The 26,517-nt window shown below is 52.5% G+C and carries 27 protein-coding genes and 1 tRNA gene; 8 read left to right on the forward strand and 20 right to left on the reverse strand.

Translation table 11 applies throughout. The features are described from left to right. Positions 1-17 precede the first annotated feature (17 nt). The 3 genes from LG201_RS08525 to LG201_RS08535 all read right to left on the reverse strand — a co-directional run bounded on the left by LG201_RS08525 (position 18) and on the right by LG201_RS08535 (position 1,587). The gene (locus tag LG201_RS08525) at positions 18-533 is read right to left on the reverse strand and encodes a DUF2271 domain-containing protein (RefSeq protein ID WP_226771730.1); all 516 of its coding nucleotides are present in this window, start codon (positions 531-533) and stop codon (positions 18-20) included. Positions 534-542: 9 nt separating this feature from the next. Beyond that, a complete protein-coding gene (locus LG201_RS08530) occupies positions 543-1,190 on the reverse strand; it encodes a PepSY-associated TM helix domain-containing protein (RefSeq protein WP_319006051.1) in 648 nt (215 codons plus the stop codon). 312 nt (positions 1,191-1,502) lie between these two features. Continuing rightward, positions 1,503-1,587, reverse strand: a tRNA-Leu gene (locus LG201_RS08535). Between the two features lie 38 nt (positions 1,588-1,625). Here LG201_RS08535 and queA point away from each other — a divergent pair. Both queA and LG201_RS08545 read left to right on the forward strand, forming a co-directional pair. Beyond that, entirely contained in the window at positions 1,626-2,654 is a 1,029-nt protein-coding gene (gene queA / locus LG201_RS08540) for a tRNA preQ1(34) S-adenosylmethionine ribosyltransferase-isomerase QueA (RefSeq protein WP_226771951.1), read from the forward strand. Positions 2,655-2,782: 128 nt separating this feature from the next. Continuing rightward, complete coding sequence (locus tag LG201_RS08545; protein WP_226771731.1) at positions 2,783-4,396, forward strand: inorganic phosphate transporter; 1,614 nt, start codon at positions 2,783-2,785, stop codon at positions 4,394-4,396. Here LG201_RS08545 and LG201_RS08550 read toward each other — a convergent pair whose 3' ends face one another. The 4 genes from LG201_RS08550 to LG201_RS08565 all read right to left on the reverse strand — a co-directional run bounded on the left by LG201_RS08550 (position 4,397) and on the right by LG201_RS08565 (position 8,366). Beyond that, positions 4,397-5,515 carry a glycosyltransferase family protein gene (locus LG201_RS08550; protein WP_226771732.1) on the reverse strand — a complete coding sequence of 373 codons (1,119 nt, stop codon included), beginning with the start codon at positions 5,513-5,515 and terminating at the stop codon, positions 4,397-4,399. It lies immediately after the preceding gene. A gap of 4 nt (positions 5,516-5,519) precedes the next feature. After that, on the reverse strand, positions 5,520-6,149 hold the full coding sequence (locus LG201_RS08555) for a lytic transglycosylase domain-containing protein (protein WP_226771733.1): 630 nt from the start codon (positions 6,147-6,149) through the stop codon (positions 5,520-5,522). Further along, positions 6,149-7,882 (reverse strand): proline--tRNA ligase, encoded by a 1,734-nt coding sequence (locus LG201_RS08560; RefSeq protein WP_226771734.1) that lies wholly within the window; start codon positions 7,880-7,882, stop codon positions 6,149-6,151. Before LG201_RS08560 ends, LG201_RS08555 begins: the two co-directional genes overlap by 1 nt. A 76-nt stretch (positions 7,883-7,958) precedes the next feature. Then, a complete protein-coding gene (locus LG201_RS08565) occupies positions 7,959-8,366 on the reverse strand; it encodes a hypothetical protein (RefSeq protein WP_226771735.1) in 408 nt (135 codons plus the stop codon). A 232-nt stretch (positions 8,367-8,598) separates the two neighbouring features. Between LG201_RS08565 and LG201_RS08570 the strand changes: the two genes are divergently transcribed. After that, positions 8,599-9,165, forward strand: coding sequence for a hypothetical protein (locus LG201_RS08570; RefSeq protein ID WP_226771736.1), 567 nt, complete (start codon positions 8,599-8,601; stop codon positions 9,163-9,165). Positions 9,166-9,310: 145 nt separating this feature from the next. Here the strand turns inward: LG201_RS08570 and LG201_RS08575 are convergent, their stop codons facing one another. The 8 genes from LG201_RS08575 to LG201_RS08610 form a co-directional block, all read right to left on the reverse strand. Then, on the reverse strand, positions 9,311-9,820 hold the full coding sequence (locus tag LG201_RS08575) for a TPM domain-containing protein (RefSeq protein ID WP_226771737.1): 510 nt from the start codon (positions 9,818-9,820) through the stop codon (positions 9,311-9,313). Positions 9,821-9,823: 3 nt separating this feature from the next. Next, positions 9,824-10,675 carry a TPM domain-containing protein gene (locus LG201_RS08580; protein WP_226771738.1) on the reverse strand — a complete coding sequence of 284 codons (852 nt, stop codon included), beginning with the start codon at positions 10,673-10,675 and terminating at the stop codon, positions 9,824-9,826. Positions 10,676-10,693: 18 nt separating this feature from the next. Beyond that, positions 10,694-11,287, reverse strand: a complete 594-nt coding sequence (locus LG201_RS08585) for a LemA family protein (protein WP_226771739.1) — start codon at positions 11,285-11,287, stop codon at positions 10,694-10,696. Positions 11,288-11,350: 63 nt separating this feature from the next. Beyond that, positions 11,351-12,328 (reverse strand): uracil-DNA glycosylase, encoded by a 978-nt coding sequence (locus LG201_RS08590; RefSeq protein ID WP_319006044.1) that lies wholly within the window; start codon positions 12,326-12,328, stop codon positions 11,351-11,353. Then, positions 12,325-12,786 carry a ribosomal protein S18-alanine N-acetyltransferase gene (gene rimI / locus LG201_RS08595; protein WP_226771740.1) on the reverse strand — a complete coding sequence of 154 codons (462 nt, stop codon included), beginning with the start codon at positions 12,784-12,786 and terminating at the stop codon, positions 12,325-12,327. Before rimI ends, LG201_RS08590 begins: the two co-directional genes overlap by 4 nt. Beyond that, complete coding sequence (gene tsaB / locus LG201_RS08600) at positions 12,783-13,478, reverse strand: tRNA (adenosine(37)-N6)-threonylcarbamoyltransferase complex dimerization subunit type 1 TsaB (protein ID WP_226771741.1); 696 nt, start codon at positions 13,476-13,478, stop codon at positions 12,783-12,785. The genes rimI and tsaB overlap by 4 nt, the downstream gene beginning before the upstream one ends. Beyond that, positions 13,475-15,415, reverse strand: a complete 1,941-nt coding sequence (locus LG201_RS08605; RefSeq protein ID WP_226771742.1) for an ATP-dependent DNA helicase — start codon at positions 15,413-15,415, stop codon at positions 13,475-13,477. Before LG201_RS08605 ends, tsaB begins: the two co-directional genes overlap by 4 nt. A gap of 205 nt (positions 15,416-15,620) precedes the next feature. Further along, positions 15,621-16,349 carry a proteasome-type protease gene (locus tag LG201_RS08610; protein WP_226771743.1) on the reverse strand — a complete coding sequence of 243 codons (729 nt, stop codon included), beginning with the start codon at positions 16,347-16,349 and terminating at the stop codon, positions 15,621-15,623. 138 nt (positions 16,350-16,487) lie between these two features. Here LG201_RS08610 and LG201_RS08615 point away from each other — a divergent pair, with 138 nt between their 5' ends. After that, complete coding sequence (locus tag LG201_RS08615; RefSeq protein ID WP_226771744.1) at positions 16,488-17,525, forward strand: NADP(H)-dependent aldo-keto reductase; 1,038 nt, start codon at positions 16,488-16,490, stop codon at positions 17,523-17,525. A gap of 50 nt (positions 17,526-17,575) precedes the next feature. Here LG201_RS08615 and LG201_RS14435 read toward each other — a convergent pair whose 3' ends face one another. Then, a complete protein-coding gene (locus LG201_RS14435; protein ID WP_319006045.1) occupies positions 17,576-19,162 on the reverse strand; it encodes a methyl-accepting chemotaxis protein in 1,587 nt (528 codons plus the stop codon). A gap of 543 nt (positions 19,163-19,705) precedes the next feature. Between LG201_RS14435 and LG201_RS08625 the strand changes: the two genes are divergently transcribed. Continuing rightward, complete coding sequence (locus LG201_RS08625; protein WP_226771745.1) at positions 19,706-20,701, forward strand: 2-hydroxyacid dehydrogenase; 996 nt, start codon at positions 19,706-19,708, stop codon at positions 20,699-20,701. Positions 20,702-20,726: 25 nt separating this feature from the next. Next, positions 20,727-21,053 carry a DUF1971 domain-containing protein gene (locus LG201_RS08630; RefSeq protein WP_226771746.1) on the forward strand — a complete coding sequence of 109 codons (327 nt, stop codon included), beginning with the start codon at positions 20,727-20,729 and terminating at the stop codon, positions 21,051-21,053. Here LG201_RS08630 and LG201_RS08635 read toward each other — a convergent pair. Next, the gene (locus LG201_RS08635) at positions 21,031-21,480 is read right to left on the reverse strand and encodes a hypothetical protein (RefSeq protein ID WP_226771747.1); all 450 of its coding nucleotides are present in this window, start codon (positions 21,478-21,480) and stop codon (positions 21,031-21,033) included. The two genes, LG201_RS08630 and LG201_RS08635, sit on opposite strands and share 23 nt — an antisense overlap. Positions 21,481-21,645: 165 nt before the next feature. Here LG201_RS08635 and LG201_RS08640 point away from each other — a divergent pair, with 165 nt between their 5' ends. After that, positions 21,646-22,626, forward strand: a complete 981-nt coding sequence (locus LG201_RS08640) for a helix-turn-helix domain-containing protein (protein ID WP_226771748.1) — start codon at positions 21,646-21,648, stop codon at positions 22,624-22,626. Positions 22,627-22,632: 6 nt separating this feature from the next. On the opposite strand, the gene LG201_RS08645 is transcribed toward LG201_RS08640, so the two are convergent. Continuing rightward, complete coding sequence (locus LG201_RS08645) at positions 22,633-22,869, reverse strand: DUF2798 domain-containing protein (protein ID WP_226771749.1); 237 nt, start codon at positions 22,867-22,869, stop codon at positions 22,633-22,635. Between the two features lie 45 nt (positions 22,870-22,914). Further along, positions 22,915-23,658 (reverse strand): SDR family oxidoreductase, encoded by a 744-nt coding sequence (locus tag LG201_RS08650; RefSeq protein WP_226771750.1) that lies wholly within the window; start codon positions 23,656-23,658, stop codon positions 22,915-22,917. 129 nt (positions 23,659-23,787) lie between these two features. On the opposite strand from LG201_RS08650, the gene LG201_RS08655 reads away from it, so the two are divergent. Next, positions 23,788-24,420 (forward strand): TetR/AcrR family transcriptional regulator, encoded by a 633-nt coding sequence (locus tag LG201_RS08655; protein ID WP_226771751.1) that lies wholly within the window; start codon positions 23,788-23,790, stop codon positions 24,418-24,420. 28 nt (positions 24,421-24,448) lie between these two features. Here the strand turns inward: LG201_RS08655 and LG201_RS08660 are convergent, their stop codons facing one another. Beyond that, positions 24,449-26,368 (reverse strand): peptidase U32 family protein, encoded by a 1,920-nt coding sequence (locus tag LG201_RS08660; protein WP_226771752.1) that lies wholly within the window; start codon positions 26,366-26,368, stop codon positions 24,449-24,451. Positions 26,369-26,517: the final 149 nt, after the last annotated feature.

Genomic DNA, 26,517 nt, shown 5'->3' on the forward strand with positions numbered 1-26,517 from the left:
GTGTCCTTCGGTGAAAATCAGGGTTTGAGATCAAGACTAATCGCGCCAAGCTCATGCTCACCGCTTGCACTGAGTGAGCTTGCCTTGGTCACAGGCCAGGTAAATGGAATACGCACCAACTCACGGTCTCCCTTTTCACGCGCAGCTTCCACCACCAGGCGATACTCCCCCGGAGCCAGTTTGTTCAAGGGCCCTTTGCCTTCGGTGTAGGAAAGCGTGTGTTCACCCACAGGCTTGGTCGCGCCAGAAACCCCATCCAGCGGCATATCCAGGTCACGCCCACCTTTGCGCCACCATTGACGCAAGTCCTTGAGCCACTTGGTGCCCTTGCTTTCCGACTTATCCTTGCCGTACCAGACGGAAAGCGTGGTCGCAATATCCTGGTTGGGCGTCTCCACCCATACGGCAAGATAGGGACGGTGATATTCAGCAGCATTGATACGCGGCACCGTCACTTTGACATCCAGTCCTGCCGCATGGCTCGTACTGGCAAACAAGGCCGCAACCAGGGCCGGAATCACTGCAAGTCGCATCACTTCTCCTTAATGAATAAACAATATCACCAGCACCAGTGGCAACACCATGCCCAGTGCCACCAATGGCCAGGTAAAAGGCCGATTCCCTGCATGCATATGCAACAGGCACAGCCCGGTAATGGAAAAAATCAGCGCCATGACGGAAAACACATCCAGAAACCAGCTCCAGGCAAGACCTGTATTGCGCCCTTTGTGCAGGTCATTGAAATAGGATACCCAACCGCGCTCCGTCAACTCATAATTCAGATCGCCAGTTTCACGATCAATCACCAGCCAGGCATCACCCCCAGGACGTGGTAACGAAACATATACCTCATCTTCCGACCATTCAGCCGGGGCAAGCCCCACTTCAATACCGAGGGCACCTGCCACCCAGTCCGCCAATGTCCGGGGTAATGGGGCGTTATCAGAAGGTGATATGCGTAATTGCGGTAATAGCAATGCTGGCACCTCTGCCTGCTTCTTGGTAATCAGTGCATTGCCTTCTATCCGCGCAGCATTATTCAGAGTCAGGCCAGTGGCGGCAAATAACAGCATGCCTATTAGGCAGATCGCGGAACTGATCCAGTGCCAACGATAAAGATGCTTGAGCCAGAATGAACGCTGTTTGTGAACCTGAGTGTTTTGCATGAAATCGCGGCGGTGTGGCAGCAGAAACCCACCAAATGAGAATTGGTCTCATTGTAGCAAGAAACAGGCGTGCACGGCATTTGGCTGCTTAAAAAACCAAGACTATGCGCCAGGGGACACCCCAGATGTAAACAAGGCTGCAAGCAATCAACAAAAGCACGGAAAGCCAAAGCAATGCTGAAAGAAAGGGAAACTGCAAAAGAATTTAAGGAAAACCGAAAGGCGAAACGAAGAAAAGCTCCGGTATAATCCGGCATCCATTGCATACCCCAAGTGGGTAACGCTGGAACTTACAAGAGATAAACAGGGAATTTTTGAAGATATACTGCTTGATGCTGGTGCCGGGGGGGGGACTCGAACCCCCACACCTTGCGGCGGCGGATTTTGAGTCCGCTGCGTCTACCAATTCCGCCACCCCGGCAGCAACAAGTCGGGCATTATATAGCAATACTGATGAATATGCGCACTACTGATTTCAACTTTTTATTACCTGACGAATTAATTGCCCAGTTTCCCGCTAAAGAACGTCACGGCAGCCGTCTGCTCCAGCTGGATGGCAATACAGGCAACTTGCAGGATAAAGCCTTCCTCGACTTGCCTGATTTACTGAATACTGGCGACTTGCTGATTTTCAATGACACGCGCGTGATCAAGGCCAGGCTGCACGGCGAGAAGCTCAGTGGAGGCAAAGTGGAGATGCTGGTCGAGCGTGTACTGGATGCCCATCACGCCCTTGCCCACATTAAAGCCTCGCGTGCGCCCAAACCGGGTAGCTGCCTGCGTATTGCGGGTGAGTTAGAAATTGAAGTCATCGCGCGGCAGGATGACTTGTTCCACCTGCGCTTTGAGCATGAGCGGCCAATCCTGGAACTGTTGGATCAATACGGCGCCCTGCCCTTGCCGCCTTACATTACGCACAACGCCGACGAAACAGACGAAGACCGCTATCAGACAGTATATGCGCGTGAACCCGGCGCAGTCGCAGCGCCCACCGCTGGCCTGCACTTTGATGATGCCATGCTGGCCACATTAAAAAGTAAAGGCATCAACATCGCTTATGTCACGCTACATGTGGGGGCAGGTACCTTCCAGCCTGTGCGTGTAGATGAGATTGCCGAGCACAAGATGCACAGTGAACTTTATTCCGTTCCGATTGAAACCGTGGACATGATTCACCAGACCCGGGCTGCGGGAGGCAAGACAACCGCGGTTGGTACTACGGCGTTACGCGCACTGGAAAGTGCCGCACGCTCAGGCGAGCTGTTAGCGGGCCAGGGCGAAACCGATATATTCATTACGCCGGGTTATCGCTTTCAAGTGGTCGAACGTCTCTTCACCAACTTCCACCTGCCTAAAAGTACATTATTGATGCTGGTATCCGCGTTTGCAGGCTTTGATCATATGCACCAGGCCTATGAACACGCAGTGGACCATCGTTACCGCTTTTTCAGTTACGGCGACGCCATGCTGATTGAACGGCAGAATTGATTCACTGCCTGGGTCGCTCATCCTGAAAAGAAACCACTAAAACAACGTGGGCTTGCACGCGCATTGTCACTAATGTGTCACAATGCGCGTGCACAATACTGGCACGACCAGCGCAAACCAAAGTCATAATGAACACAAACAGCCAAACTTTACACCATCAGCAGCCCGCTCAAGGGCGCCCGGAACTCAACAAAAAGTCGGGCATCTTCACCAAAATCCTGTTTTTCAGCGTGTTATTGGCTGGTTTAATGTTTACAGTGTTCAGTCTAAGCAATGACATGACAGAAGCTGGTAGCACCAGCAAAACCTGGTTACCTTTCCTCTTGCTAGGTTTGGCCCTACTGATTGCGCTGGGCTTTGAGTTTGTCAATGGATTCCATGACACGGCCAATGCCGTGGCAACTGTGATCTACACCCATGCATTACCAGCTAATGTGGCCGTGGTCTGGTCCGGATTCTTCAACTTCCTCGGCGTCATGGCATCCAGCGGTGCGGTGGCATTCGGTATTATTTCCTTGTTGCCAGTTGAACTGATCCTGCAGGTTGGCTCAGGCGCAGGGTTTGCCATGGTCTTCGCCTTGCTGATCGCAGCGATCCTGTGGAACCTGGGTACATGGCTGCTAGGCCTGCCCGCGTCATCGTCTCACACCCTCATCGGCTCCATTATCGGTGTGGGCGTAGCGAATGCCCTCATGCATGGCCGCGATGGTACCAGCGGCGTGGATTGGGCACAGGCCAGCAAAGTCGGTTACTCCCTGCTGCTTTCCCCGTTAGTGGGCTTTATTGCTGCGGGATTGGTATTGCTTACCCTGCGTGCTGTTATCAAGAACCGCGAACTGTTCCGCGAGCCTAAAGGCAACAAGCCACCGCCACCATGGATCCGTGGCCTGCTCATCCTGACCTGTACGGGTGTTTCCTTTGCCCATGGTTCCAATGATGGCCAAAAAGGCATGGGCTTGATCATGCTTATCCTGGTAGGTACGGTGCCGATGGCCTATGCACTTAACCGCACCATGCCCGCCGACCAGGCCGTGCAGTTTTCTGCCGTGGCTCAGGTCACCCAGGATGCTCTGGTCAAAGCCGCTCCCGATGCCGCTCCGGCAAAACCACTGGATACGCTCTCTACTTACATCCGCACCAAAGAAGTTACTCCCGCATTGCTGCCAGCACTGGCTGCAGTCACAGGCAGCATCGGCAACCAGGTCAGGGGCTATGGCAGCCTGTCGCTGGTACCCGCAGATGCGGTCGCCAACGTCCGTAATGATATGTACCTGGCATCAGAGGCGATCAGGCTGATAGACAAAAATCAGAGCATCATCCTGGATGAGGATGCCAAGACCAACCTCATGGCATTCAAAAAGGAAATGGACAAGGCCACCAAGTTCATTCCTTTGTGGGTGAAAATTGCGGTCGCCATCGCATTGGGACTGGGGACTATGGTGGGCTGGAAGCGTATTGTGGTGACCGTGGGTGAGCGCATAGGCAAAACCCATCTGACCTATGCCCAAGGGGCTTCAGCTGAAACTGTCGCCATGCTGACCATTGGCGCAGCCGATATGTATGGTCTGCCAGTTTCCACTACGCAAGTCCTGTCATCCGGGGTTGCAGGCACCATGGCAGCCAACAAATCGGGTTTGCAGATGTCTACCATCCGTAATCTGCTGATGGCCTGGGTACTGACATTGCCAATGGCAATGCTACTTTCCGGCTCGCTTTACTGGCTGTTTGCACATTTCGTTTAATTAGTGATCCAGGCCAATACTGGCAATCAAGAAGCGCGCCGCTTCACGATTGCCGCTTGCCTGAACCGGAGACGGTTTGGGCAATGCCAATAGCGCCAGCACCTCTGCAGAAAATTCCCCACTTATCCAGGCTTGTGGCACCAACCGCCGGCATACCCCATATTCTTGCAACCATGTAATCAGGCAATCCTGCTCCGGCCAGCCATCTCGTTCCACGTAAAGTACCGGTATGCCATGGCAGGCCGCTTCAACAAAGGTGCCATACCCAGGTTTCGTGAGCACCAGATCACAACTGGCCAGGATATCGGAAAAGCTTTCCCCCAGACTCTCCGTCGCGTGAAAATCAGCGCGCTGTATGCCATTGAGCCAATGTTGCGGCAACAGCCACTGCACATGTTCCAGCACAGGAAAATGCTCTGGATGGATATCGGTACTGATGCCTCCCATGCTGACCAGCACCAGTCGCTGCTGGCTTTGGGAAGGCTTACCGAGTTGAGCTAGCAATCGGGAACGTTGATTGCTGGCCAGATCCGCCACCGGGCCGCACTCATGGGATTGCGTAAGCCATGGCATGGGCATAGAGGGCGTGGTACGCAGAAAGTATTGCGAACCGGCATAGGCTGCCCGTATTTGCTGCAACACGCCCTGTATATCGGGTCGGTCGCCTGCATAATGCTGCAACACATCGGCCCAATTCAGCGAACACATGGCAAATGCTGGCAGGCCTAATTGGCTGGCGGCGGCCAATGGCAGATAGGCTACATTGCTGAGAATGGCATCCGGCTCAAGCGCCTTGATCCACGCCACCTCCTGGACTATCTTAGCTTCCCAGTCTGCATGAAAATCAAGATAGGCCTGCACACTGGCATGGGTGTCCACCTCAAGCGCAGACTGCATCAGCATGCCAAAATCGGCAACATGCCGGATATAACTGAAACTGACCGCAATGCGTGAGCGCAGAAACGCTTCCGGCACTGCACTACAAATCGTCAGCCTGATTGTCGGGGATAATAAACGCAGTTGATTAAGCACAGGCGCTATTTGTGCAACATGCCCATAGCCGTGCCCTGAAATATAGACCAGCAGATGCCGACCTCTACGTACTGTGCTTTCCGTCATCCGGCTATTTCAATGCAGCTTCACTCACGGGCCTCAATGGAGGCTGATAACTCCAGGATTTGCGCCAGGCGCCCAAGACCAGGTTGGGATATTGAGGCTGCCCCAGGCTACCGTTATAGCGGCCCAGCGCGCGATAAAGATCGCCTTTTTCTATATCAAGATAATGTCGCAATATGGTGCAGCCATAGCGGAGATTAAGGCGCAAATGGAACAGATTGTGTTCAGTGGCACCTATGCTTTTGACCCAGAATGGCATCACCTGCATATAGCCACGCGCACCAACTGAGGACACCGCGTATTTATTAAACGCGCTCTCGACTTGAATCAGGGCCAATACCAATTGCGTATCCAAGCCTGCACGCGTGGCCTCATAATTGACCGTGCGGAGGAAATCCTCACGGAACCTGTCATCCGGGATGCGCTTTGCCAGTCTGGCCGACATGGCATTAAGCCAATCCTGGCCCTCGACCTCACTGGCAAACACCATCCGTGGTGCGGCACTATCACTGATAGAGCGCTGCATGAGCGCCCTGACACTGTTAGCAAGCGGTTCTTCCCTTTGTGCACCAGCGATTACACTGCCAGCATTCAACAGCAGCCAGCCAGCAACCAGGAAATAGGCCGCTTTACGCATCAACGACCTGACAGCAAGGCCTGCTGAATCACACTGCCAATATCTGCCAGTGCTACATTCTGCGCGGCGGCATCGGTACGTGCCTGATATTCCACCTGCCCATCCTTGAGGCCGCGGTCGCCAATCACGATGCGATGTGGAATGCCGATGAGCTCCATATCGGCAAACATCACGCCAGGGCGCTCACCTCTATCATCCAGCAATACATCCACACCCGCTGCTTGCAGCGCAGCATATAGCGACTGTGCAGCAGCCTGCACGACTTCACTCTTGTCAAAACCGATAGGCGCAATCACCACTTCAAAAGGTGCCATGGCCTTGGGGAAAATGATGCCACGCTCGTCATTGCCTTGCTCAATCGCAGCCCCCACAATCCGCGACACACCAATACCGTAGCAGCCCATTTCCATCACTTGCTTCTGACCGTTTTCGTCCAGATAGGTAGCATCCATAGCGGCGGCATATTTGGTGCGCAATTGGAAAATATGCCCGACTTCAATGCCGCGACAAAGACTGATTGCGCCATGGCCGTCTGGGCTGGGATCACCAGCTACCACATTGCGGATATCGGCAACGACCTCAGGTTCAGGTAAATCACGGCCAAAATTGACCCCAGCCAAATGGAACTTGGGTTTATTGGCACCACAGACAAAATCACTCATCACTGCAACAGCACGATCAGCGACGATTTTCACTTTGCCCGAAACAGCCACTGGCCCAATAAAGCCAGGCGGGCAGTTCAGATGGTCACGGATTTCCTGCTCGGAGGCAAAGCGGAAGTTCTCAAGACCAGCCACTTTGCCTGCCTTGATTTCGTTCAACGTATGATCACCACGCAGCAGCAGCAGGTAAAACTGAGTAGCACCTTCAGCATCGGTCGCCAGCAGGGCGATAGACTTCACCGTTTGCTGTAACGTAATGCCCAGCAAGGCTGCGACATCTTCGCAGCTAGTCTGCTTGGGCGTATCGACCTCACGCAGCGTCTCTGCGGCAGCAGCACGGACCTGTGAAGGTGCAAGCGCCTCCGCCAGCTCCACATTGGCCGCAAAGTCAGAATCTTCACTATAGGCCAGCGCATCTTCGCCAGAGTCAGCCAATACATGGAACTCATGCGAACCGTCACCACCAATGGCGCCAGTATCAGCACGCACCGCACGGAATTTCAAGCCCAGACGGTTGAATACATTGCTGTATGCCTGATACATGGTCTGGTAAGTCTGTTCCAGGGAGTCCAGGCTGGTATGGAAGGAATAAGCATCCTTCATCATGAATTCACGTGCACGCATCACGCCGAAACGCGGGCGGATCTCATCACGGAACTTGGTCTGGACCTGATAGAAATTAAGTGGTAATTGTTTGTAAGAACGGATTTCACGGCGTGCAATATCGGTGATGACTTCTTCATGAGTAGGGCCGAAACAGAAATCACGTTCGTGGCGATCACGAATCTTGAGCATCTGTGGACCAAATACCGCCCAGCGACCGGTTTCTTCCCACAATTCCTTAGGCTGCACTGCAGGCATCAGCAGCTCCAGGGCACCGGCACGATTCATCTCTTCCCGCACAATGGCCTCTACCTTGCGCAGCACACGCAGACCCAGTGGCATCCAGGTGTAGAGGCCAGAGCCCAAGCGCTTGATCAGGCCAGCGCGCAGCATCAGTCTGTGGCTGGCAAGCTCGGCTTCCTGGGGCGCTTCTTTTTGTGTTGCTATGAAAAACTGTGATGCACGCATGTCTGGTTCGTTCTTTAAAATCGGGGATGCTGCGGATTTTATAGTGAAACGTGCTTCACGTCAGCCTGAGCAGCAATCAGGCCACCGCCGAGGTCGGCTTTGCCAGCGAGTAAAGTGTGTCGCGCAGCTCCGCAAACTCAGGCTCTAAATCCACCACATAATAATTGGCCGTATGTCCAAAACTGAGGTTGACTGCGTAGCCCAATGCGATAGAACGTGCCGGGAACGGGCCACGCGCCACGATACCGCGCGTCAGGCTACCGGAAACCAGGATGGTCCGGGATGTTGGCGGAATACTGCCATACTGGGCTGCCTGCGAGGAAGGGGTCAGGTCTATGAACTGATAGAACTGTTTTTCATTATTGGGTACAGCCGCTGCAAACTGCTCGGCCATATAGGTTTCAATGGCGGCCACTTCCTCATCTTCATAGATGCCTACCAGCCGCATCCCACTGATCACATTACCTCTGAATAAGGCTTTCATTTTGATGCCTTTCTCTGGAATAAATCCCTATTAACTATATCGTCATGCTGCCGTTAAAGCTGAGGATATCGTCATGGTTTTTACTAAATTGTAGCGAAGTGGAGCAAAATCCATTCCCGCTGTTTGTACGGCTGCACTGCACAATAATGCAAAACTGTTATAACCTTGCTAGCGCAAGCATGATTGAAATTGAATAAGCCCTATTGGCAAAAGCAGGGCATGCCCTTGTTTCATGAATCACTTTTTAGAATGCTTTATCCGTAAAAATATGACTGAACTCACCAATACTGAATGGGCAGCCTGGGTACAGGCCATCGGCTCAATTATTGCCATCCTCGCCGCCATCGGCATTTCCACCTGGCAAAACCACGTCGATAGCAATCGCAGGAGCACAGAGCAGCGCGGTTACTCCAAACGCCTGATGTCGGTGACGCATAAAATTGCCTACGATATTTTTCTGACCCTGCATAACATCGAACAGTTGCGTAGTAATCCACTAAAAAATGAAACGCGCATCATGCGTGATTTTAATCGGAGTAAATTAGGTCGACTGGAAATGGCATTGCACGCCATCCCTATCCACAACCTGGGCACGATTACTGCTGTAGAGCAGGTCATGATCATCTTCTCCCAGCTGGAAGCCGCCAATACATTGATGGCCCCAGAACCAGCCGATATGACGCATCATATTGATCATGTGCCCTGTAGCGAGATATATGGTCGCTCGTGGCGCCCTATCGTGGAAGCATGCCGAGTAGCAAGCTATACCTTGCGTGGCGAAGTCTTGAATTACACCTAAACATCTTGAATAAGCAGATCTGACACAAATCTGCTCAGCCAGGATTCTTGGCTAGCTTGTCCATCTTCAATTCACATTGCCCACGAGGCAGTGCGAATTACTATGAGCCTTAGCAAGGCTATGATGGTTCCCCCCAATCACCAGATCAAAGTACGATCGGTTTATTCGGTAATTCGTTTCTGTCATCTGCAGTGGCAGGAAAATGCTGCTGCAATGACTTGCCAATTTCAGTAATGCCGTAGATCACACCCTCTTCAAACCTGCCTTGCCTGAAATGGGCTTCCATCGCCTTGCAAATCAATTCCCAGCCTTGTGGGCCTAAATGCTGGTTGATACCCCGGTCAGCCAGAATCTCGACATCATGATCCGCCAGGAGCAGATAGATCAGCACACCATTATTTTGCTCGGTATCCCAAATCCCCAGTTGCGAGAATAGCGCGATTGCGCGTTGACGCGGCGTCACTCCACGCAAGATAGCCAGGGGATGAAGGTCACCTTCGACCACAAAGCGTATTTCCCCATTGTGCGTCAGTTCGCTGGCCGTAATCGCCTGTTCGATATGCTGCAAGGCGGATTTGGAAAAATGCCTGCGCACATGCCAAGGCATGCTGAATAAGTGACTGAAGAATCTCAGGATAAAATGTCGCTGCTTCATGATCTACCAGTCGCCCGAGGCGCCTCCTCCTCCAAAGCCACCGCCGCCGCCAGAAAATCCGCCGCCACCCCAGCCACTTCCACCACCAAAACCACCACCGGGAATGCCAAGCCCCCCCATCATGGTAATAAAGAACGCGACTATCGCCAGCACAATGGCAAACAGGATGCCGCCACCAAACAGCATGACCGCAGCACCCACCAGGCCTGCATTAATGGAACCACCGAGGAAATTGCCAAACATGGCACGCAACACGCCACCGAGGACGAGTCCACCAAACAGCAGCAAAGGCAGCATTTCACCAAAACCACCTGCCCCCTGCCTGCCTTGGCGAGGCGGCGGTGCAGGCAAGCCCTCACCTGAAATCAGACGCGTCAGGTAATCGACTGCATTGTTGATGCCCGCATAAAAATCTCCCTGGCGAAACGCCGGGGCCATGACGTCAGACACAATACGTTTGGCAATCACATCGGGGACAGCACCTTCCAGGCCATACCCCACCTCGATGCGCATCTTCCTGTCATCCTTGGCCACCAGCACCAGCACCCCATCATCCACCTTGCCACGCCCCAGCTTCCAGGCTTCCACCACCCGTAGCGCATATTGCTCAATGACCTCTGGTTGTGTCGTGGGCACGATCAGCACCGCAATCTGGCTGCCTTTTTCCTGCTCAAACTGTGCCAGTCGGGATTCAAGTGCAGCCTGCTGATCAGGACTAAGCGTATGAGTGAGGTCAGTTACCCGCTGCTGAAGAGTGGGTATCGCCACCTCGTCTGCTGCCTGCACCGGGCTGGCAAGCGCCAGACCCAGCAACAGTAAGCCAGCGATGATTTTCGCGGAAAGTGTATTAATCAAACCTGTGTGTCTTTCCGCTTACTTATCAAAGCTGACCGCAGGTGCCTTGGAAATTTCGCGTTCATTTTCCACTGAGAAGTTTGGCTTGGTTTTGTAGTCAAACATCTTGGCGGTCAAGTTATTGGGAAACTGGCGAATTGCCGTGTTATAGGCTTGCACTGCCTTGATGTAGCGGTTACGCGCCACGGTCACACGGTTTTCAGTGCCTTCAAGTTGCGCCTGCAAATCACGGAAGTTGGTATCTGCCTTCAGTTGTGGATAGTTTTCTGCCACCGCCATCAGACGTGACAAGGCAGAGGTCATTTGGCCTTGCGCAGCCTGGAAACGTGCAAACGCCTGCTCATCATTCAACAACTCAGGCGTTGCCTGGATGCTGCCCACTTTAGAGCGGGCATCAGCCACCTGAGTCAGCACTTCCTTCTCATGCGCAGCATATCCCTTGACTGTACTGACCAGGTTAGGCACCAGATCCGCACGACGTTGATACTGGTTCAACACCTCAGACCAGTCCGCATTGACCTGTTCATCCAGCGTCTGGAAAGTGTTATAGCCACAGCCGCTCAATGTCAGGACCATCAGCAAGGCCGCCAACTTCAACCAGATTTTTTGCATGTTTTATCTCCTAGCGAGTAATTTTAATAAAGAGGTCTGCTGGTTTATCCAGCACACTAAAATCTATTCCACAGATGAGGCTGACACCGCGGATTGCAAGCCCTGCATAGTGTCACGCGCAAAACATAAATCATCCCAGGCCCGTGCCTTATCGGGCAGATTGCGCAAGAGGTAGGCCGGGTGATAGGTCACGATCACAGGTACCCCATGGAAATCATGCAACTTGCCGCGCAGGCTCGCAATACTGCTTTCACTGACGAGTAATGACTGAGCAGCGAACTTACCGAGGGCCACAATCAGTTTAGGCTTGATCAGCTCCACCTGGCGTTTGAGATAAGGATCACATTTGACGACCTCTTCCCCCTGGGGATCCCGATTGGCGGGCGGACGGCATTTCAGCACATTGGCGATATAGACATTATCGCCACGCTTGAGTTTGATGGCCGCCAACATATTGTCCAGCAGCTTGCCTGCCTGCCCGACAAAAGGCTCACCACGCCTGTCTTCTTCTGCCCCAGGTGCTTCCCCGATAAACAGCCACTCTGCATGAGGATCACCCACACCAAACACGGTCTGAGTGCGAGTGGCTTCCAGACTGCAGGCATTGCAAGCCTCAACATCCGCCTGCAATGCCTGCCAGTTCATCTCCATGATGCCAGCACGCCTATCCTGCACTGGCGCTGCCGTTTCAATATGCGCTGCGACAGACGCCGTAGCGTCCGACCAATCGAGCTGGCTTTCTTCAGGATAGTCAGATTGCTCTGTCAGCGCGGCATCGATCTCTTGAGCCAATGCCAGCGCTGGCTCATCAATGTGTGCCACTTCGCTGAATATAGGCTCGGGCTCGGTACTCGCCTCGATCACTGCCTGCACGACCTCATGACTCTGCTCCTCTGCAGCCGCACCCTGCAATGCTTGCGGGCGTACTCCAGCAACATCAGGCCCACCTAGTTTAGCTTCCAATGATGCTGGCTGGTCACGCAAGCGCCAGACTGGCAGCAGTTCCAGTTCACGCAACATATCTTCACGGGTCAAGGTCATAAGGCAGCTCCCATCAGCACCGCATCTTCGCGTCCCTGCTTGGCAGGATAGTAACCGCGGCGTATGGCCATTTCATTAAATCCCATGCTTTCATAGAGCGCAATCGCAGACAGATTGGAAGGGCGGACTTCAAGAAACATATTGAGTGCGCCATGTCGCCGGCCTATCTCCATCATATGCTGCAAGAGGCTACGGCCAAACCCTTTGCCCTGCCAGGGAGTCGCAATGCTGATATTGAGCAGGTGCGCTTCATCCAGCACCATCATGAGGACGGCGTAACCAAAAACCTCGCCACTTTGTTCATAGACCCAGCAGCTATAACCCGAGTTAAGCGAGTCAGTGAAATTCCCGCGCGTCCAAGGATAAGGAAAGATAGTGGGTTCTATACGCGCGATGACGTCCAGATCATGATGCTGCATGGGGCGTAAACTGGCTTGGGCATTGAGCACAGCGTTCATGCTGCGCTTGCCTTGGCTAAGCGCTCACTGGTTTTCAAGGCGACCTTGTTGCGAATATATACAGGGGCTGCTTCATCTGCAGGCCGCCCCTGACCCTCCATGAATGCTGGCAAGGCCAGAGCCGCAATCGCGGCTGCGCGTGGATAGGCACCCGGCACGGTATGCGCCACCTGTTCACCATATCCATGCTGCAAAGCACTTGCGTAGCTCTGCCAGCCACTCCCTACCCCAGTCCAGCCATTGCCTTCGACTGCCGGTACGGCTTCTGGCTTGTAAAGCCCGGGGGCAATCACCTCCTGCCATCCATGTGCCTGTTTGATATAAACAGCTTGATACACCTCGCCCATACGCGCATCCAGGCATGCGATCACTTTATCAGCCTCTATGGCATCTTCAGCCAGCGCTAGCAATGTACTGATCCCTATCACGGGCAATTCCGCGCCAAGCGCCAGCCCCTGCGCTACGCCACAGCCTATCCGCAAGCCGGTGAAAGAGCCTGGTCCGGCACCAAAGGCAATGCCGTCCATATCCCGCAACTCCATCCCGGCTTCATCCAGCAACTCACGCAGCAAAGGCAATATGCGCTGGGAATGGCTTTGCCCGGCCAATATCTCGCGTTGGTGCAGCTTGCCATCGAGCAGCAAGGCCAGGGAGAGATATTCAGTCGAGGTATCGAGGGCGAGAATGTTCATGCAGGATCAACGGGGAGTGAATCAAAGAATTCTACTACATCTGCCACCTCGCGCGTCCGGCGCATGGGTGGCAAGCTTTGCCAGATACGGCGGCCATAAGGCTTGCTGATCAGGCGTGGATCACAAATCATGAGTACACCGCGATCGGCCTCATCCCTGATCAGGCGGCCCGCTCCCTGCTTGAGGGTGATGACGGCATACGGCAACTGATATTCCATAAACGCATTCTTGCCTTCTGCATTCATCTTGTCGATACGGGCAGAGAGCACGGGGTCGTCAGGGGGCGCAAATGGCAGCTTGTCGATGATCACCGCGGAAAGCGCCTCCCCCCGGACATCCACACCTTCCCAGAAACTTTGTGAACCCACCAGTACGGCATTGCCCAGTTTACGGAATCGCTCCAACAGCTCGCTACGTGCCGTATCGCCCTGCATCAACAGCGGATAATCCAGGCCTTCGGTTTCAAATGCATCCTTGAGCAAAGCATGCACCTCTCGCATTGCACGCAGGCTGGTACACAAGACAAAAGCACGGCCACGACTCGCCTTGATCACAGGCAATGCCATCGCAGCCACTGCTGAGGCATAACCCGGGCTGTTCGGTTCCGGCATGCCTTGCGGCACATAAAACAAGCCCTGGCTGGCGTAGTCAAATGGGCTGTTCCAGTACCCGGTCTTGGCTGCTTCCAGCCCCATCTGCCCCAGATAATGGCTAAAGTCACTTTTGACTGCCAGTGTGGCAGAGGTAAATATCCATGAGCGTGGCTGGGCATTCAACTGCTTGCTGAAACCTTCAGCGACCGACAATGGCGTGGCGTGTAGCTGTACGGACTGGGTAAACACCTCCACCCAGCGCACCAGGTTGGCATTTTCAGCGCGTTGCCAGCGTTGCAGCATCACCTGTAACGCCAATGCGCGCTGCCAGCAGTTTTCCACCGAAGGCTCACGTGCCGCCTGGGTTTCCAGTACAGCAGCAAGCGCTGCCAGGGTTTGCTCCATCAGAGCATAGGCACTCTCAAAATTTCGTAATGCCAATACCTTCTGCACGGGTAAACGCGCGCTCTCATAAGCAAAGATCAGGCGAAAATCCCGCACGGCCTTTTCAAGCGCGGCAGTCATCTCAGGTAAGGCGGTGCAATCCTTGATGGTGGTAATGTATTCCGCATGGGCATCGCGTGCCAACTCCATCAACTGGCTGGTAGAAAACCCCTCCCCAAAGAACATGCCTGCCACTTCCGGCAATTGGTGCGCCTCATCGAAAATCACGGTATTGGCAGAAGGCAACAGCTCAGCCACGCCTTCATCGCGCAGCATGACATCCGCAAAAAACAGATGATGATTCACCACCACCACATCGGCAGCCAGGGCGCGTTTGCGGGCTTCCATGACAAAACAGTCTTTATAGAAAGCGCACTCCTGTCCCATGCAGTTATCCCGGGTGGAGGTAACGGCTGGCCAGATCGTGGCACTTTCCGGGACTGAGGTCAGCTCACTCTTGTCGCCAGTACCACTGTTTTCGGCAAAGGCCTGGATTTGATGGACATAGGTGGCATCTTCACGCGAGTAAAACTTGCCTTCATTCATGGCGCGCTGCAAATGAAAATGGCAGACGTAATTGGCACGGCCCTTGAGCATGGCCACGGTCACCGGTACCTTGAGTGCGTCGCGCACAGCCGGCAAATCGCGGTTAAACAGCTGATCCTGCAAGGTCTTGGTGCCTGTGGAAATAATCACCTTGCCGCCAGAAAGCAAGGCCGGGACGAGATAGGCAAAGGTCTTGCCGGTGCCGGTGCCGGCCTCGGCCACCAGCTGGTGATTATGCTTGATGGCATCTGCAATCGCCTGCGCCATTTCCTGCTGCTGGATACGCGAGCGATAGCCAGGGATGGTCTCCGCAAGCGGGCCTTCCGGCGAAAAAACGTGGTCTAGATCACTCAAGAATGGCTTTCAAATCAGGCAGGAAATACCTTGCCATTATACTTAAGTTAAGCAGGATGACGCCCGGCAAAATGCATGGGCAACGAGACTAAGCGTTTAAGACTAGAGATAAGCGGCTGGAACACTTTCAAGCAAATGCAGCGAAATGACAAGCATGTTGTTACAAGCCACGTTATTTAACTGAACGCTGTTTAAATTGAGGCCATCAACACCAGTCTGGATTAGGCAGCCCGGCAAATACTTGCCGCAAACCGTCTGACCAGCCCTGCCTGACCGTGGTGTAATAAGGATCACTCTCAGTGAGACGCTGCTTGCAATCCGCATTGAAACTGTTAGTGCGATAAATAAGTAAATCTATCGGTGCCGCCACCGAAATATTGCTGCGTATGGTGGAGTCAAATGAAATCAGCACACACTTGACCGCCTCCATGATATCGCTGTCATGGGTAACGACACGGTCTATGATGGGCTTGCCATACTTGGTTTCGCCAATCTGGAAATACGGGGTTTCCTGGCTAGTCTCGATAAAGTTACCCGCTGCATATACCGAGAATAAACGCGGCTGCTCACCCTGGATTTGCCCACCGACCAGGATGCTGGCACTGAATTCCGTGTTGTGGTTTTTCAGGTGCTCATTGTCCTGCTCATATACTGCACGCAATTGATCGCCTACCAATTGGGCAGCATCAAACATATTGGTGACGTTGTGCAGGTTGATACCTTCGCTGAGTTTAAGTGCCTCACGCAAGCGGTTAATGACGGCCTGCGTAATCGCCAGATTACCTGCTGTCATCAAGGTAATGACACGCTCCCCCGGCACTTCAAATACATTCATCTTGGGGAAAATGGCGACCTGGTCCACGCCAGCATTGGTTCTGGTATCAGAGGCCAGCACCAGGCCCTGGTCAAGCAGTAATGCAACGCAATAGGTCATGCTGAAAACACGCTGAGTAAAGGTGGATTCATCATACGCATGCGAGCCTGCCGCGACAATACCACGCTTGGAGTAGTGTCACTTTTCATTTAAAAATCGCGTAAACTTGATTTTTATCCCCATTTTCAGGCAAGTCACATGGAATATCGCAAGCTAGGTCAATCTGATCTCAACGTTTCAGCTATCTGCCTCGGCACCATGACTTATGGTGACCAGAATACCGAAGCTGAAGGCCATGAGCAGCTAGACTATGCGCTCGCACAGGGCATCAATTTCATCGATACCGCAGAGATGTATCCGGTGCCGCCCAAAGCTGACACCGTCACGCGCACTGAGACCATCATCGGCAGCTGGCTCAAGAAGCAAGCACGTGACAAGATCATTCTGGCCAGCAAGGTCGCTGGCGGCAATCGCAAGATGGAATGGATACGCGGTGGCCCACAAGCCGTTGATCGTGCCAACGTACGGGCAGCGATTGAAGGTTCGCTCAAGCGTCTGCAAACCGATTACCTAGACCTTTACCAGATTCACTGGCCGGAACGGAATGTGCCCATTTTTGGTCAATACCAGTTTGATCCCAGCAAGGAAAAGGAATGGGTATCTATCCACAACCAGCTGGAAACGCTGGCGGAACTGGTGAAGGAAGGCAAGGTACGTTATATCGGCGTGTCCAACGAGCAGCCCTGGGGCGTGATGGAGTTTATCCGCTTGTCCAACCAGTACAACCTGCCTCGGATTGCCTCGATCCAGAATAGCTACAGCCTGCTCAACCGTGGATTTGAGTTTGGCATGACCGAGATTGCCTATCGTGAACAGCTCAGCCTGACCGCCTACTCTCCATTAGCTTTTGGCCACCTCACAGGTAAATACATTGATAACCCGAAAGCACAGGGTCGGGTTAATCTGTTCCCAGGCTATGCACAACGTTATACCAAACCCAATGTGACGCCAGCAAGTGCCGCCTACGCAGAACTCGCCCGCAAGCATGGCCTCACTCCCACTGAACTCGCACTGGGTTTTGTCTATCACCGCTGGTTTGTCACCAGTACCATCATTGGTGCCACCAGCCTGCCCCAGCTGACAGAAAATATCGGGGCATGGCAAACACCGCTGAGCTCAGAAATCATGCAAGAAATCGAGCACATTCACCTGCGTTACATGAATCCAGCGCCTTAAAGCGCTGACCTACATACGACCACGACAAGCAGGTCAAGTCGTGTGTTTAACTATGAATTGTTCTGAAAAGTTCCTATCTTGAACCAGGCGACAGTTTGAGCCAGTTGATCGGCTTGCTCTTGCAAGGACGCAGCTGCGGCTGCAGCCTGCTCGACCAGGGCAGCGTTTTGCTGTGTCACTTGATCCATTTGCGTGATGGCATGATTGACCTGTTCAATGCCACTGCTTTGCTCATGGCTTGCAGTGGTAATTTCAGACATGATGTCCGTCACGCGTTTAACGCTATCTACAATTTCCTGCATCGTCGTGCCCGCCTCCATCACCAGCTTCTCGCCAGTATTCACACGCTCGACTGAATCCCCGATCAGTTCCTTGATCTCCTTCGCAGCCACTGCCGATCGTTGCGCAAGACCACGCACCTCTGATGCAACCACCGCAAAGCCACGTCCATGCTCGCCGGCACGCGCTGCCTCTACCGCCGCATTCAAGGCCAGGATATTTGTCTGGAAAGCAATTCCGTCAATCACGGCAATAATATCCACCACCCGCCTGGATGCTTCATTGATAGAACCCATGGTGGAAATCACTTGTGATACCACCGCGCCACCGCGCAGCGCAATCTTTGCAGCCGAGGATACAAATTGGTTTGCCTGCTGTGCGTTGTCCGCATTCTGCCTCACTGCTGATGTAATTTCTTCCATGGATGAGGCAGTTTCTTCCAGAGCACTCGCTTGCTGTTCGGTGCGCGATGACAGATCGAGGTTACCCGCGGCAATCTCACTCGAACCCGTCGCCATCGCATCCGTACCATGTCTTACTTTGGATACAATGCTGGTCAGGCGATCGTTCATTTCCTTCAATGCCTGCAGCAACTGTCCCGTTTCATCACGGGATGATGCCTGAATATGCGTGGTCAGATCCCCTGCCGCCACCGTTTGTGCAATCTCAATTGCACGATTGAGAGGACGAGTGACACCCGTGATAATCCAGTAAGTCAGGCTTACACCACATGCCGTCAACACTGCCAATGCCAGCAATATTGTAGCCACGGCAAGGTCATGATGCTGTTGCGCTGCGGCCTGGTTTTGCTCACGTATTACGGTAGATCGCTCCCCTACAAATGCCACAATCTGGTCGATCTGTTGGGTAGGTGCACGATCCATGCCTTTCACCAGCGCATCCACAGCCTGTGTGCTTTCCAGTTTATGGTGATCAAATTGCTTGAGTGCTTCCAGATAATTGACCTCCAGTTGCGACAATGCCTGTCTGGCATCCCTCACCATCGTGGTATCCAAATTCATTTGATCAAAAATCACCTGCAGCCTGCCCAGTTCTTCCTGTGTCCCCTTTCCGCTCTGGATAAATGCATCGCGATATTTATCGAAAGCCTTGGGGTCATGACCGCGCAGCAGAATATTCTTCCACTCCTGTATCTGGATCTTGAACGTCACCTGAGTTTTGCGCGCCGTATTCACCGCATGCTCTGCAACAGACGCCTGCGCTATGGTGAGTTGAAGCAGAGCATTTGTTTTGGACAAGGTTAACCAACCCACCATGCCCAGGATCACCGAGCCGAGTAATAAAAGTGCGCTCAGCCCAATGAGACGCGTGGATATATTGAGGTTGCTAAGTTGCATGAAAGTACTCTGTGTAAATCAGGGTGAGGAAGAAGACTGACAGCAAGTCGTATTGCACTGTGGACGAGTTGCATCCGCCAAGCTGAACAAGCAGGTAGTGAACATTTCTTGCATAGTATTGGGAATTTGTGACAATTTGATGTCATTTTTGCTGCAACAGGCCTAGTCAGGTAAACCGAGTGATGAGCACATTTTTAGTGAAAACAAAAAACCAACATAAACATTGTGTTATGAAAAAAATGTGCTATGAGGGTGTCCTTTTTTCGTTCTCGCGTGTCATTACTAGTAGAAGACCTGATTTTTTTAAGGTCTTTACAGAATAACTATTCGAAGCGAATCGATTCGCCACGCACATTTCCCTGACTTTTGGAGTGATCCGGCCTTCCTCGTAAGGGGAAGGTTTCCTTTTCAGTCCAGATAGCGAGTGTTTCAGGTTCTCTCTCCGCCACACCATGCTTTATGATGAGCTCTACATCCCGTCTCCCCACAAAGGACATGGGTACCATTGCACTTTCCCCAGCCAACACCACACAAGGAAACTCGATGCGTATCGTTTTTTTCAGCACCCAGACTTATGACCGTGAAAGTTTTCTCGGGCTTGATAAGCCGACAGGCGCAGAATTTGTATTTCAGCAACCGAAACTGACCGTCGATACTGCGGTTCTTGCCGCCGGCGCAGAGGTAGTGTGTGCGTTCATCAATGATGATCTGTCCGCCCCAGTACTGGATCAGCTGGCAGCCACAGGCACACGCTTGATTGCATTGCGCTCGGCCGGGTACAACCATATCGACCTGGAAGCGGCACAGCGCCTGGGCCTGGTAGTGACACGCGTACCGTCTTATTCGCCCAATGCCATTGCAGAACATACCATCGCCCTGATACTGGCACTCAATCGGCACCTGACGCGTGCCTATAACCGGACGCGAGAAGGAGATTTCAACCTCAGAGGCCTCACAGGCTTTGATCTGGCCAACAAGACGGTGGGGATTATAGGTACCGGGCAGATAGGTGCAGCCTTCGCACGGATCATGGCCGGATTTGGCTGCAAACTACTGGCGTATGACCCTTACCCCAACCCTGAAGTGACCGCACTCGGTGCGGAATACCTGCCGCTGGATGCGTTATTCAGCCGGGCCCAGATTGTCAGCCTGCACTGTCCTTTAAGCCCCAACACCTTTCATCTGATCAATGCTGAGACACTCAACCGCATGCAACGCGGCAGTATGCTGATCAATACCAGCCGTGGTGCATTGGTCGATACGCCAGCCGTGATCGAGGCATTGAAAAGCGGTCACCTGGGCTATCTTGGCCTGGATGTATATGAGGAGGAGGCAGACCTGTTTTTTGAGGATCTTTCCGATTTTCCCTTGCAAGATGATGTCCTGGCACGTCTGCTGACTTTTCCCAACGTCATCATCACCGCACATCAGGCTTTCCTCACACGTGAAGCACTACATGCGATTGCAAGTACCACCCTGGCCAATATCAGCGCCTGGGCCGCAGGATCCCCATGCAATCTGGTAAAGGCAGAAGCTTGATGAAAACGGCTTTCAGTCAAATCCTATGAACCATATCCCACGCCAAATACCCGCCGGACTGGAAAGCTACAAACGCACGCCAGAATTTACGCCGGATAATTTACCATCCGCCTTGCGATCTTCACATTCCACCAAGCCTGGCGTGTGGGGCTTGTTACAGGTACTAGAGGGGCAGGTTACCTACCATCTGGCACCGCCGCATACAGCATCAGCCCAAGCGAATGCGGGTGACTCGATTGTGATACTGCCGGAAATTGAGCACTGGGTGGAGTTCAGTATTCCCGGCAGGTTTTATGTGGAATTTTATCGGCCTATTCCCGATGCCGGATTCAACTTTTCCTCATCAATGTAGCTTTCAGTATCAGCACCGCTCCCTTGCCAAACCCATAACTGGTGGTGATCAGGCTGACAAAAAGATACACCTGGAACACATGCTGAACCAGGCTCTGCGGAGGTTCCGCTGTATCTAGCAGCGGAAACATTCCCATCAGCAGAAACAGGCTGGAATTAGTAAAAGCGCCTACCACCATTGCCCAGCGTACATGCCAGGGCAAGGGCACCCTGGCTGCATAAAACCCCAGGATCAAGGCCGACATCAACAGGAAGTCGATATGCGCCTGCAACACCCTGGTTTGTTTCCCGGGGAAAATATCCGCTAATCCCGGTACGCCAAAATTCAGCCCGACCATGCACCAAGCCAGTATCAAGGCCATGAGGATCCAAAGACAGGCACCACGGATCATGACTACATTGAGGGCTTTATCATCTTGTTGCAGCATATTCACACTCCATCGTCATCAAGCACTCCATTATCTGGATAAACAGATGAACGGACTTGATGACACGAGCGCAACAACTTGATCCAAACGGTGGTTTACTGATTTACCTCACCCGATACTTTGAATACCATTCAGTCCATACCCTACATCCTCTGGGAAATGCATATGGAAACAGCGCTTCCAGCCCCTGCCATTCATCACGGCCTGCATCTTTCTACCGAGCATTACGCCGCTAGCCAGCGCCATGAGTGGCTGCAGGATATGATTGGCAAGGAATACGCCCATGTCAGCATTAGCGTGCCAGGGCCCGCCGCTCTGTTCAATGAAATGCATATCTATCCATGGGAAGATATGAAGCTTTCTTGCATCAGGTCCAACAGCATTAACATCAACCGCAAGCCTGGTGAAGGGTATGGGGTAAGCCAGGATGCCTACTTTGCTGTCATCCTGCTCTCGGGCAAATATTTGCTGGAACAAAACGGGCGTGAAGTATTTTTACAGCCGGGTGAAATAACCTTATATGACGCCACGCGTCCCCATCGTATTTATTGTCCCGAGCCATTCTCCAAGCTCATCGTTTCGATACCACGCGCTCAACTGCGTCAGCGCCTGGCTGGCGTAGAACATTGTACTGCACGGAAAATCAGCTCTCAGCACGGGCCCAGTGCCATTACTTCCAGCTTCATTCAATCAGCCGCCCGGCATGTCAGCGAATTGAGTATGGATACATTTTCCGGCCTGGCTACACATGCCCTGGACTTGCTGACATTGTCGCTGGCAGATATACGTCCGCAACATTACAGCTTGTCACGCAGTCGTTCTCTTTCGCTGTATAGGGTCAAGGAATTGATAGACCGCTTATTAACGGACCACACGCTGGACACCCATGCCATCGCCAATGCGAGTGGCTTGAGTCCTCGCTATCTCAATAGCTTGTTTGAGGATGAGAACATATCGCTCATGCGCCATGTCTGGCAACGTCGCCTGGAAAAATGCAGGCAGGATATGCTGAACCCAGCCCACTATGGGCACAGTATTTCCGAAATTGCGCTACGCTGGGGGTTCAATGATCTGGCACATTTCAGCCGGGCCTTCAAAAAACAATTCGGCCTTGCCCCACGCGCATATCGACAATGCGCCCATTGAACCCTATCAATCCCTCTCTACGACAACATTGAGTAATGTATCCACCACCGGGGCAATCAATACAATAGCCACAAACACAACCGGCCATGCCGTGGTGAAAGCCCTGCCCCACTGATCAAGGAAAACATCAGGTGGTACATGCCGGCTGAATAAAATGATGGCGGAAACAATCCATGAAGTGCTGGCAGACATCACCAGAGCAAACAGGATTTTCCTGTATTTTCGTGGAAGTTTTCGCGCCATGTCAGTGCCTGTTGTCAGATATTAAAAAGTGATGAATGAATAGACTTACCAGGGCAAAACATCATTCTCATGAAAGAACCCACCGCTTTCCCCATCTGTACCCAACGTTGCCAGACGCACACTGGTTTTGCTGCTGTCTTCAACTTCCATGGGCGCATGCTCTCCGCCAAGTTCAGTTTTGACCCAGCCAGGGTGCGCTGCATTGACCTTGATATTGGTATGCTTTAATTCATGCGCCAAATGTACGGTATAGGCATTAAGTGCAGTTTTTGAAGTGTTGTAGGCAACACTTTTGGCTTGTTCTATAGGAGAATCCGCCAAGCTGTGGAGCGTTAGTGATCCAAGAATGCTTGAAAGATTGACTATACGACCAGCTGGCGCCAACTGAATGAGCGGCAGCAATGTCTGCGTCAGCTCAATCACAGCAAAGAAATTGGTTTCAAAGGTGTCGTGCAACACCGCGCGGCTGACGGTGCTGCTATTGTTGCTTCCCACCAGGTTTTCTTTCAACACGCCAGCATTGTTGACCAAGATATCAAGCTTGCCGAAATGTTGCTGGATATAATCTGCCACCTGCCCTGCCGTTTCAGGCTGTGCTGCATCGTAATGAACAACTGCCGCATTGACGCCTAACGCTTGCAACTTGCTGGCTGCTGCCTGACCACTTGCAACATCCCGCACTCCCAGAATCACTGTGATTCCCTGTAAGCCAAGATCTTTGGCTGTTTCATATCCGATGCCACGATTTGCACCAGTGACCAATGCGATTTTTCCATTACTAATTGCCATGATGATATCCTTGTATTTAATTAATGTACCAAACGGTAAATTAATGTTAATCCCCGCCGATTTTCCTGTCAACAAATTTTTTACCAACTGGTATAATAATAAAAATACGAGAAACAAGGTAGGGATATCATGAGTGAAATCAAGAGAGGACGAGGCCGTCCCAGCAAGTTTGATGCGGAAACATCGTTGCAAGTCGCCATGCACTTGTTTTGGTCTCATGGCTATGAAGGCACCTCAATGACAGAGCTCACCGAAGCCATGAGTATCAACAAACCCAGCCTGTATGCGGCTTTTGGCAGCAAGGAAAATTTATTCCATAAAGCGGTCGAGCACTATCTAGCAGGGCCGGTTGCCTTTATCGACGCAGCACTGCAGGAAAAAACAGCTTATGAAGTGGTAGAGAAACTGCTGCTGGATAGCGCGGCATGCCTCGTACATCCAGATAACCCCAAAGGCTGTATGGTACTCATGGGATCGCTCAATTGCGGCAAGGAAGCGGAAGCCATCAAGCAGGAAATGATTGTGCGTAGGCAGGACTATGAACAGGCATTAAAGCAACGCTTTATCCTGGCACAGGAACAGGGTGACCTGTCGCAGGATGCAGCAGTAGATACTCTCGCCAAGTATGTTGTCACCATGCACCAGGGCATGTCTGTGCAGGCAGTAAATGGGGCGAGTCGCGCAGAGCTGGAGTCATTGGCAAATCTGGTATTGCAGCATTGGCCTGTTAATCAACAGTCTGCGAATCAGACTGCATCATAAGGTAGACGCGCGCCACGCCGAGGTTAATTTATTGCGGACGTCTGGCGAAAACCTGCACCGGTTGTGGAGGCGCCATCTGCAGTACGGGTTTACGTACTTTGCCCATGACATGCATTTCACAACGCTTGCAATCAAATTTGAGGCTGATCCTGTCCTTGCCACTGACCAATGTCATGGGTTCTGCAGTAATGGTGCCTTGTACACCGATCACGCCCTTGGCTTCTTTCGGGCACATGGCAAAGCTGTAGCGCAGGCAATGCTTGGTGATCATCACCGGGACTTCGCCTAGCTCCTCATTGGCTTCATACGCAGCAGCAATCGCCTGTACCCCATGTTTTTCATAAAAAGCTCGTGCCTGTTTGTTATAGACATTGGATAAATAACTCAAGGTATCCTGCGGGTACTGTGCGGGTGGATTAACGGGGTTACCCGGTTGAGGCCGCTGATATCCCAGCCTCCGCGTCGCTTCCAGTTGCTCCATTGCATCACGGCGCAACTGATTGACGATGGATGCCGGAATGAACCATGGCTGGCTCAACTGCAAGCTGATGTCTGTAGCAGAAAAGTCTGTATTACCCAGTTTGCCGAGATTTTCACGCAGGCTGGCTTCTGCTTTGTCCAGATGCTGCGCCGCCTGCTTTTCCGCCTGGCATTGTGCATGCGCCATAAACCCATTCTCATCAGATACCGTGAGGGCAAAGCCGTCATGGGTTTCCTGCAGCACCAGTTCCACTCCAATCTTGCGCACAGCAGAATCCTTCTCCAGCAAGCGCATGAACGATTGATCCCGATTGCGGTATACCTTCATATTGCGGCGCATATCCGGCGGCATTTCGTTCGGATACAAACAGTTAGCCTGCACGGTATTGATGCGCATACCCACCAGCTCCTTGTGCACATCAAAGAAACACACACCATCCCCATTGTGCAGCTCGAGCGATGTTTCCACCTCAAAATAATCCTTGCCGACCTTGGTCACGCGACCAATTTCTTCACCGGAAAATTTTGGGGTATCAAATGCCCCCACATCTTCGCCCCGGCCATGCACAAAGTATTCAGTGGTACTGCGATTAAAGGTTTTTTCAGGTTGTGGGGTAAAGCTGAAAATAGGGCGACCTGAAGAAGCACGTTGGTAACCTGGCGTATCTTCAAGAATTTCATCCAGGAGCTGGCGATAGTGCGCTGTTGCGTTTTTCACGTAAGCCAGATCCTTGTAGCGACCCTCTATCTTGAATGCACTGACGCCCGCATCCACCAGCGCCCGCAGATTGGCACTCTGGTCATTATCCTTCATCGAGAGTAGATGCTTATCCTTGGCCAGGATACGGCCCTGGGTATCTTCCAGCGTATAGGGCAGGCGGCACTCCTGCGAACACTCACCCCGGTTGGCACTACGCCCGGTGTGTGCATGGCTGATATAGCACTGTCCACTAAAAGCCACACATAAGGCACCATGGATAAAGAACTCCAGGTTGCAATTGGTCGCATCCGCCACCTTCCTGATGGTATTGAGATCCATCTCGCGGGCAAGCACAATCTGGGTAAAACCAACCTGATCAAGGAACACGGCTTTTTCCACAGTCCGGATATCGGTCTGGGTACTGGCATGCAGCTGGATGGGAGGTATGTCCATTTGCAACAAGCCCATGTCCTGCACAATCAAGGCATCCACGCCCGCCTCATAGAGTTGCCACACCATGGCGCGGGCACCTTCGAGTTCATTGTCATGAAAAATGGTGTTGAACGCGACAAAGACTTCTGAATGGAAGCGATGTGCATGCTGGACTAACCTGGCGATATCTTCCAGGGAATTTTCTGCCTTGGCTCGGGCCCCAAATGCAGGGCCGCCGATATAAACGGCATCGGCGCCGTGGTTGATTGCGGCAATGCCGTAATCAGCATTCCTGGCTGGAGCAAGCAATTCAAGATGGCGACGGCTTTGAGTCATATCCCAACATGACGGCGGCATCAAAAGCCGTCATTCCATTCAAAAACAAAAGGATGCGCAATATACCACAATCATGCAAGGGTTAGATGCAGCGGTGTCTCAACAAGCGCATGTTGCTTGCGGTATCATGCCAGCATTACCTTTGAGGA

Origin of the sequence: Methylobacillus gramineus (genome assembly GCF_020532675.1) — a bacterium.
Taxonomy (GTDB): domain Bacteria; phylum Pseudomonadota; class Gammaproteobacteria; order Burkholderiales; family Methylophilaceae; genus Methylobacillus; species Methylobacillus gramineus.

Bases quoted from the DNA above. Each gene is read 5' to 3' on its own strand.
- LG201_RS08525 (WP_226771730.1), bottom strand. From the start codon at position 533: ATGCGACTTGCAGTGATTCCGGCCCTGGTTGCGGCCTTGTTTGCCAGT.
- queA (WP_226771951.1), top strand. From the start codon at position 1,626: ATGCGCACTACTGATTTCAACTTTTTATTACCTGACGAATTAATTGCC.
- LG201_RS08545 (WP_226771731.1), top strand. From the start codon at position 2,783: ATGAACACAAACAGCCAAACTTTACACCATCAGCAGCCCGCTCAAGGG.
- LG201_RS08550 (WP_226771732.1), bottom strand. From the start codon at position 5,515: ATGACGGAAAGCACAGTACGTAGAGGTCGGCATCTGCTGGTCTATATT.
- LG201_RS08555 (WP_226771733.1), bottom strand. From the start codon at position 6,149: ATGCGTAAAGCGGCCTATTTCCTGGTTGCTGGCTGGCTGCTGTTGAAT.
- LG201_RS08560 (WP_226771734.1), bottom strand. From the start codon at position 7,882: ATGCGTGCATCACAGTTTTTCATAGCAACACAAAAAGAAGCGCCCCAG.
- LG201_RS08565 (WP_226771735.1), bottom strand. From the start codon at position 8,366: ATGAAAGCCTTATTCAGAGGTAATGTGATCAGTGGGATGCGGCTGGTA.
- LG201_RS08570 (WP_226771736.1), top strand. From the start codon at position 8,599: ATGAATCACTTTTTAGAATGCTTTATCCGTAAAAATATGACTGAACTC.
- LG201_RS08575 (WP_226771737.1), bottom strand. From the start codon at position 9,820: ATGAAGCAGCGACATTTTATCCTGAGATTCTTCAGTCACTTATTCAGC.
- LG201_RS08585 (WP_226771739.1), bottom strand. From the start codon at position 11,287: ATGCAAAAAATCTGGTTGAAGTTGGCGGCCTTGCTGATGGTCCTGACA.
- LG201_RS08590 (WP_319006044.1), bottom strand. From the start codon at position 12,328: ATGACCTTGACCCGTGAAGATATGTTGCGTGAACTGGAACTGCTGCCA.
- rimI (WP_226771740.1), bottom strand. From the start codon at position 12,786: ATGAACGCTGTGCTCAATGCCCAAGCCAGTTTACGCCCCATGCAGCAT.
- tsaB (WP_226771741.1), bottom strand. From the start codon at position 13,478: ATGAACATTCTCGCCCTCGATACCTCGACTGAATATCTCTCCCTGGCC.
- LG201_RS08610 (WP_226771743.1), bottom strand. From the start codon at position 16,349: ATGACCTATTGCGTTGCATTACTGCTTGACCAGGGCCTGGTGCTGGCC.
- LG201_RS08615 (WP_226771744.1), top strand. From the start codon at position 16,488: ATGGAATATCGCAAGCTAGGTCAATCTGATCTCAACGTTTCAGCTATC.
- LG201_RS14435 (WP_319006045.1), bottom strand. From the start codon at position 19,162: ATGCAACTTAGCAACCTCAATATATCCACGCGTCTCATTGGGCTGAGC.
- LG201_RS08625 (WP_226771745.1), top strand. From the start codon at position 19,706: ATGCGTATCGTTTTTTTCAGCACCCAGACTTATGACCGTGAAAGTTTT.
- LG201_RS08630 (WP_226771746.1), top strand. From the start codon at position 20,727: ATGAACCATATCCCACGCCAAATACCCGCCGGACTGGAAAGCTACAAA.
- LG201_RS08635 (WP_226771747.1), bottom strand. From the start codon at position 21,480: ATGCTGCAACAAGATGATAAAGCCCTCAATGTAGTCATGATCCGTGGT.
- LG201_RS08640 (WP_226771748.1), top strand. From the start codon at position 21,646: ATGGAAACAGCGCTTCCAGCCCCTGCCATTCATCACGGCCTGCATCTT.
- LG201_RS08645 (WP_226771749.1), bottom strand. From the start codon at position 22,869: ATGGCGCGAAAACTTCCACGAAAATACAGGAAAATCCTGTTTGCTCTG.
- LG201_RS08650 (WP_226771750.1), bottom strand. From the start codon at position 23,658: ATGGCAATTAGTAATGGAAAAATCGCATTGGTCACTGGTGCAAATCGT.
- LG201_RS08655 (WP_226771751.1), top strand. From the start codon at position 23,788: ATGAGTGAAATCAAGAGAGGACGAGGCCGTCCCAGCAAGTTTGATGCG.
- LG201_RS08660 (WP_226771752.1), bottom strand. From the start codon at position 26,368: ATGACTCAAAGCCGTCGCCATCTTGAATTGCTTGCTCCAGCCAGGAAT.